A 6,670-nucleotide genomic window follows, 5' to 3' on the forward strand; every position below is an offset into this window, starting at 1 on the left:
CACAATATCCGAGTTGTCCGCAAATTTTGTGCACAACCGAAAACCTGTGGGAGCGGAGCTTGCCCGCGAAGAGGCCCTCAGGTCCCCCGCAGATCTCAGATCCGGAAACTACCCACCAGATGCTTCAACCGCGCCGCCTGCTGTTCCAGGTCCGAACAGGCGCGCAAGGTCGATTGCAGGTTTTCCACGCCTTCCTGGTTCAGCGTGTTGATCTCGGTAATATCGACGTTGATCGATTCCACCACCGCCGTCTGTTCCTCGGTAGCGGTCGCCACCGACTGGTTCATGCCGTCGATCTCGCCGATGCGCTGGGTCACGCTGCCCAGCCGCTCGCCCGCCTGGTTGGCGATGCCGACGCTGCTTTCGCTCTGACGCTGGCTGTCGGTCATGATGCTGACCGCTTCGCGGGCGCCGACCTGCAACTCCTCGATCATCTTCTGTACTTGCTGCGCCGAATCCTGGGTACGGTGCGCCAGGTTGCGCACCTCATCGGCCACCACCGCGAAGCCACGTCCAGCCTCACCGGCCCGCGCCGCCTCGATGGCCGCGTTGAGCGCCAGCAGGTTGGTCTGCTGGGAAATGCCGGTGATCACTTCGAGGATCTGGCCGATATTCACCGTGTTGCTGTTCAGGGTTTCGATGTTGCCGCACGAGTCGCTGATCTTGGCCGACAGTTGCTGCATCGCGCTGATGGTCTTGTTCACCACCTGCTGGCCGTCTTCCGCCAGGCTGCGAGCTTCACTGGAGTGCTGCGAGGCGAGGGCGGCATTCTGTGCGATTTCCTGGGCCGCGGCGCCGAGCTGGTTGATCGCCGCCGCCACGCTGCTGGTGCGGCTGGCCTGCTGGTCGGAGTTGAGCATCGACGAGTTGGAGGCGCTGACCACCCGCAAGGCCACTTCATTGACCTGGCCGGTGGCCGAGGCGACTTCGCGGATCGAAGTGTGGATGCGTTCGACGAAGCGGTTGAAGGACATGCCCAGGGTGCCGAATTCATCGTGGCCGTGGATGACCAGGCGCTTGGTCAGGTCGCCTTCACCCTCGGCGATGTCGTGCATGGCGCGTCCCATCAGGTGCAGCGGCTGCATCAGCACGCGGATCAGCATGCCGAGCAGGGCGATGATAATGATCACGGCGATCACCGTGGCGATGATCGCCGAGGTGCGGAACTCGCTGAGCATGGCGAACGCGGTGTCCTGGTCGAGCACCAGGGCGACGTACCAGTCCACCGAGGACACGCCGCTGACATGGGTGAAGGAGATGAACTGGTGCTTGCCGTCCACCTCGACTTCCTTGAGCCCGGCACTGATTTTCGGTGCGCCGGTCGGGTAGGCGTCAGCGAGGTTTTTCAGGATCAGCTTGCTGTCCGGGTGAATCAGGATCTTGCCGTCGGCGCTGACGATAAACGCATGGCCGTGACCGCCGAAGTTCAGCGAGTTGATGATGGCGCTGATGCTGCCCAGGTCGATATCCGCGCCGGTCACGCCGATGAACTGGCCCTGGTGCTGCACCGGGGTGGCGAGGGTGATCACCAGCTTGCCGGAGGAGGCGGCGATATAGGGTTCGGTGACGATGGTCTGTTGGGCGGCGGTGGCGGCCTTGTACCAGCCGCGTGTGCGTGGGTCGTAGTCGGCGGGACGGTTGCCCACCGGAATCGAGGTCATCACGCCCTCGGCGCTGCCGAAATAGCTGAGCTGGAAGTTGCCGGCATAGGCGGGCAGGCCGATGGCGTGCTTCAGGCTGTCCGCGGAGCTACCGTCCGCGGCGATCTGCTGGGACAGCGATTGCAACAGTTGAATACGGCTTTCCAGCCAGGTCTGGATGTTGCTGGTGGTCAGGCTGCCCAGTGCCTGCATCGAGTCCTCGGTACTGTGGCGCAGGGCCGCGCGCTGGCGATAGTCGTTGAACAGGATGAAGCAGGCGAACGCCACCGCGACCACCAGGGCCGCCGCCAACAGAATCTTATGGCTGAACTTGAAGTTTTTGGTCATGAAATGGGCTGTCCACAGGGGGGCTGGTCAACGAGGGGGCGTCAATTTGCCACAGGTCTGCACCTGTGGGGCAATTTCTCTTGGTCAACGTCGGCGTCGGAAGTCCTTGTCCTGCTTTTCCATTGCTCGCCATGGCGGGGCGTAGCGCCTTGAATATCGGCGTACGGGCCTGCCATACAGGCAAAATGGTATTACCTGATTATGTCGACACTCTTGCGCTGAATATTAATTTTCCGGCGACAAAGCCGACGAAGTGCAGGTTTCGTTGAAAAACTCCCTGAAAATCCTTGAAGGAAATCACTGTAAGAAAAGCACCGGGGCTCGGGAACCAGATGGCCCTTTTCTCTTCTAAGCTTGCGGTAGGCAGCCGTGCCCACCTTTGAGCCCCAGGAGTTCCCCCATGTCGTTGCGCTCTCTCGCCCTTTTGTCGTTCTGCGTGCTGTTGGTCGCGTGCAGCAAGGTCAATCAGGAAAACTACTCGAAAATCTCCGCGGGCATGGCCAAGGCCGATGTCGAGAAGCTACTCGGCTCACCCTCGGACTGTTCCGGCGCGCTTGGCATGTCCAGTTGCACCTGGGGTAACAAGAACAGCTTTATCAGCGTGCAGTATGCCGGTGACAAAGTCCTGATGTTTTCCGGGCAAGGCCTGAAGTAAACCGGGGCGAGCGCCCGCGGGAGAAGAACAATGTTGCGTTTAGTGGTTATTTTTTTGGCCGGCTTGTTGCTGGCCGGTTGCGCTACGTCCGGCGACGATTTGGCGCCCAAGACCGCAGGTCACGTCGACCTGAAACGTTACCAGGGCACCTGGTACGAGCTGGCCAGGATGCCGATGTATTTCCAGCGCAATTGCGCGCAGTCGGAGGCCCGTTACAGCCTGATGGCTGACGGCAAGATGGCGGTGTTCAACCGTTGCCTGACCGAGCAATGGACCTGGGAGGAAGCCAAGGGTACGGCGACGCCGCAGGTGCCGGGGCAAGCCGACAAGCTGTGGGTGAAGTTCGATAACTGGTTCACGTCGCTGTTGCCGGGCGTGGCCAAGGCCGACTACTGGATCCTGTATGTCAGCGATGACTACAAGACGGCGATTGTCGGCAATCCGAATCGTCGTTACCTGTGGTTGTTGTCGCGTACGACCAAGGTCAGTGCGGAGACTCGTGAGGAGCTACTGAGCCGGGCGCGCCAGCAGGGTTACGACACCACCCGGCTGATCTGGCGCACGCCGGATGCGAAGATGCCCAACTGAATTCACTGACCTTGTAGATACCGGCTTGCTGGCGATGGCGTCCGGATAGGCGCTGAAAGGCTCAAGGGCCTCTTCGCGGCACCGCCGCGAAGGCGTCAGTTTGGGCGATGCAGGTCTTCGGGTTCAGTTCAGCAGGTCGCGCAGCACCTGGGTGAACGCCCGGGCGCTTTCTTCTTCGTCCGCATGGCGTCCGCCGCGCACCGTCCATTGGCCGTTGACCATCACGTCGCGCACCTGGCGGTCGCCGCCGGCGAACAGCCAGCGGTTGAGAATACCGTCATCCCGCGCCGTCGCCAGGTACGGGTCGCTGCCATCGAGCACCAGCCAGTCGGCGCGCTTGCCGACCTCCAGCCGACCGATCGCTTGCCCCAGGGCCTGGGCGCCGCCATCCAGCGCGGCGTCATACAGGGTGCGCCCGACCATCGGCTGATCGGCGCGGTACAGGCGGTTGCGCCGCTGATCGCGCAGGCGCTGGCCATATTCCAGCCAGCGCAGTTCTTCCACCACGCTCAAGGACACATGGCTGTCGGAACCGATGCCCATCCGTCCGCCCTGGGCGAGGAAGTCCACCGCCGGGAAAATCCCGTCGCCGAGGTTGGCCTCGGTGGTCAGGCACAACCCGGCAATCGCCCGGCTCTTCGCCATGCGCGTAACTTCCTCGGCATCGGCGTGGGTCGCGTGCACCAGGCACCAGCGTTCATCCACTTCGACATTGTCGTACAGCCATTGCAGCGGACGCTTGCCGCTCCAGCCCAGGCAGTCGTCGACTTCCTTCTGTTGTTCGGCGATATGGATATGCACCGGGCAGTGCTTGTCGCTGGCGGCCAGCACCTCATTGATCTGTTGTGGCGTCACTGCGCGCAGCGAGTGGAAGCACAGCCCGAGGGCCTGGGTCGGCTGTTTGGCGAGCAACGGCTGCAAACGTGCGTGCAGCTTCAGGTAATTCTCGGTGCTGTTGATAAAGCGGCGCTGCCCTTCGTTGGGCGCCTGGCCACCGAAGCCGGAGTGGCTGTACAGCACCGGCAGCAGGGTCAGGCCGATGCCGGCGGCGCTGGCCGCCTGGCTGATGCGCACGGCCAGTTCGGCCGGATCGGCGTAGGGCTGGCCATTGCTGTCGTGGTGCACATAGTGGAATTCGGCCACCGAGGTGTAGCCGGCCTTGAGCATCTCGATGTACAACTGACGGGCGATGATGCCCATTTGCTCCGGGCTGATCTTGCCCACCAGCCGATACATCAGGTCGCGCCAGGTCCAGAAACTGTCATTAGGGTTCCCGGCCACTTCCGCCAGCCCGCCCATGGCGCGCTGGAAAGCATGCGAATGCAGGTTCGGCATGCCCGGCAGCAGCGGGCCACCCAGCCGCTCGGCGGCTTCTGCATGGGAATCGGCCTGGACCTGGGTCAGCACGCCCGCGGCGTTGACCTCCAGGCGTACATTGTTGGCCCATCCACTAGGCAGCAGCGCGCGTTCGGCAAAGAAGGCGGACATGGTTCAGCACCCCATCGTGTGTTATTTGTATATACATATACAGACGTTTGCCTGCCCGGTAAACTCCGGCAAGCTAGCCATCTTTGAATCGAACAAGGATTTCCCGTGCCGACTCCGCCTGCCAACCACTCGCTGGCTGCCCATATGGGCGACAGTCCGGCGCCGCTATACGCCCGCGTCAAACAGATGATCAGCCAGCAGATCGACAGCGGAAACTGGCCGCCGCATTACCGCGTGCCGTCGGAAAGCGAGCTGGTGGAGCAATTGGGCTACAGCCGCATGACCATCAACCGGGCCCTGCGGGAAATGACCGCCGAAGGCCTGCTGGTGCGCATGCAGGGGGTCGGTACTTTCGTCGCCGAGCCGAAGAGCCAGTCGGCGCTGTTCGAAGTGCACAACATCGCCGACGAGATCGCCTCGCGTGGCCATCGGCACACTTGCAAGATCATCACCCTCGGCGAAGAGGCCGCCGGCTCCGAACGCGCCGTGGCCCTGGATATGCGCGAAGGGCAGAAGGTGTTCCACTCGCTGATCGTGCATTTCGAGAACGATATCCCGGTGCAGATCGAGGATCGCTTCGTCAACGCGCTGGTGGCGCCGGATTACCTCAAGCAGGATTTCACCCTGCAGACGCCGTACGCCTATCTGTCCCAGGTCGCGCCGCTGACCGAGGGCGAGCACGTGGTCGAGGCCATCCTCGCCGAGGCAGAAGAGTGCAAGCTGTTGCAGATCGAGCCGGGCGAGCCGTGCCTGCTGATTCGCCGCCGGACCTGGTCCGGCCGGCAGCCGGTGACCGCCGCCCGTCTGATCCACCCCGGTTCCCGTCATCGTCTGGAAGGACGCTTTAGCAAATGAGTCAGTTGAAAGTCTTGCGCGCGGCGGATTACCCGCGCATGCCGTGGAAAAACGGCGGCGGCAGCACCGAGGAAATCACCCGGGACGCGGGCGAGGGCCTGGACGGCTTCGGCTGGCGCCTGTCGATTGCCGATATCGGCGAGTCGGGCGGGTTTTCCACCTTTGCCGGTTATGAGCGGATCATCACCGTGCTGCAAGGCGCCGGCATGACCTTGCAGGTCGATGGCCAGCGCACGCGGGCCTTGTTGCCGCTGGATCCGTTTGCCTTCAGCGGTGCGAGCCAGGTGAGCTGCACCTTGATTGACGGGGCGATCCGCGACTTCAACCTGATCTATGCGCCGGATCGCTATAGCGCGCGCTTGCAGTGGCTCAATAGTGCGCCACCCAAGCGTTTTTTCAGTTCGGCGGCGGTGCTGTTGATCTTCAGTATCAGCGAACAATTGCATATCGGCCTGGGTAACAGCCGCTATGAAGTGCTGGGGCGGCATGACTGCCTGCAACTGGAGGCTAACGACGAGTTGCTGGAAGTGGCGGTGACCGGGCGTTGCTGTGTGATCGAGCTGACCCCCGCCTGACAGATGGGTGAGCAGAATGCTGTTTAGCTAAGGCCGAGCGCGGTCCCTGTGGGAGCGGAGCTTGCTCGCGAAGAGGCCCTTGAGGTCGCTAAAAGCTTCGCGGGCTAGCACCGCTCCCACAGTTACGCTTGCCACAAGAACGGTGCATCCACCCCGCCCTATTTTGTTACCGAACGCCCCAGCATGGCGCAAAATCCTGTCTCGGTAACAGCTTCCTGCCTGCAGTCTGTCATCCTCCTGCAATTCCATTGTTCGCCAAAAGCCACGTCCCACGGGCCCTGCGGGCTATTCTGAAAAATTCTTCCGCTCGCGATTTGCAAGTTGGCCGCTTGATTGCATATGCTTGTATGTACAAGTAAAGATGTGTGCGTATGAGTCGTCAGGAAGATTCGCGCACCGCCCCAATTTCCGCTTGTGACGGGCTTTCCCGCACACGCTCGCTCGCCCACTGCCTGGGCTGGTTTGGACGATCGCAGAGGAGTTTTTTTCGTGACTGACAATACCCGGAAACCCACCAAGTA

Annotated in this window: 6 protein-coding genes and 1 pseudogene; 4 read left to right on the plus strand and 3 right to left on the minus strand. The window is 62.0% G+C overall.

Going from position 1 to position 6,670, the window contains the following annotated elements:
- Positions 1 to 95 precede the first annotated feature (95 nt).
- Together M5B96_RS32750 and M5B96_RS32755 are read right to left on the minus strand one after the other, a co-directional pair.
- A complete protein-coding gene (locus tag M5B96_RS32750) occupies positions 96 to 974 on the minus strand; it encodes a methyl-accepting chemotaxis protein (protein WP_412548618.1) in 879 nt (292 codons plus the stop codon).
- Positions 954 to 1,988, minus strand: a pseudogene (locus M5B96_RS32755) (cache and HAMP domain-containing protein); the annotation flags it as partial. The gene M5B96_RS32750 and the pseudogene M5B96_RS32755, both read right to left, overlap by 21 nt.
- Before the next feature lie 400 nt (positions 1,989 to 2,388).
- Here M5B96_RS32755 and M5B96_RS18180 point away from each other — a divergent pair.
- Both M5B96_RS18180 and M5B96_RS18185 read left to right on the plus strand, forming a co-directional pair.
- Positions 2,389 to 2,643 carry a hypothetical protein gene (locus M5B96_RS18180; RefSeq protein ID WP_103495495.1) on the plus strand — a complete coding sequence of 85 codons (255 nt, stop codon included), beginning with the start codon at positions 2,389 to 2,391 and terminating at the stop codon, positions 2,641 to 2,643.
- Positions 2,644 to 2,673: 30 nt separating this feature from the next.
- The gene (locus tag M5B96_RS18185) at positions 2,674 to 3,231 is read left to right on the plus strand and encodes a lipocalin family protein (RefSeq protein ID WP_248798102.1); all 558 of its coding nucleotides are present in this window, start codon (positions 2,674 to 2,676) and stop codon (positions 3,229 to 3,231) included.
- A gap of 123 nt (positions 3,232 to 3,354) precedes the next feature.
- Here the strand turns inward: M5B96_RS18185 and M5B96_RS18190 are convergent, their stop codons facing one another.
- Complete coding sequence (locus tag M5B96_RS18190; protein ID WP_248798103.1) at positions 3,355 to 4,719, minus strand: formimidoylglutamate deiminase; 1,365 nt, start codon at positions 4,717 to 4,719, stop codon at positions 3,355 to 3,357.
- A gap of 144 nt (positions 4,720 to 4,863) precedes the next feature.
- Here M5B96_RS18190 and hutC point away from each other — a divergent pair, with 144 nt between their 5' ends.
- Together hutC and M5B96_RS18200 are read left to right on the plus strand one after the other, a co-directional pair.
- Positions 4,864 to 5,574: a histidine utilization repressor gene (gene hutC / locus M5B96_RS18195; RefSeq protein ID WP_152737845.1), complete on the plus strand. Its 711-nt coding sequence runs from the start codon at positions 4,864 to 4,866 to the stop codon at positions 5,572 to 5,574.
- Entirely contained in the window at positions 5,571 to 6,149 is a 579-nt protein-coding gene (locus M5B96_RS18200; RefSeq protein ID WP_248798104.1) for a HutD family protein, read from the plus strand. The genes hutC and M5B96_RS18200 overlap by 4 nt, the downstream gene beginning before the upstream one ends.
- Positions 6,150 to 6,670: the final 521 nt, after the last annotated feature.

The sequence above is a fragment of the Pseudomonas sp. MWU13-2105 genome, from assembly GCF_023242315.1.
Lineage (GTDB): Bacteria > Pseudomonadota > Gammaproteobacteria > Pseudomonadales > Pseudomonadaceae > Aquipseudomonas.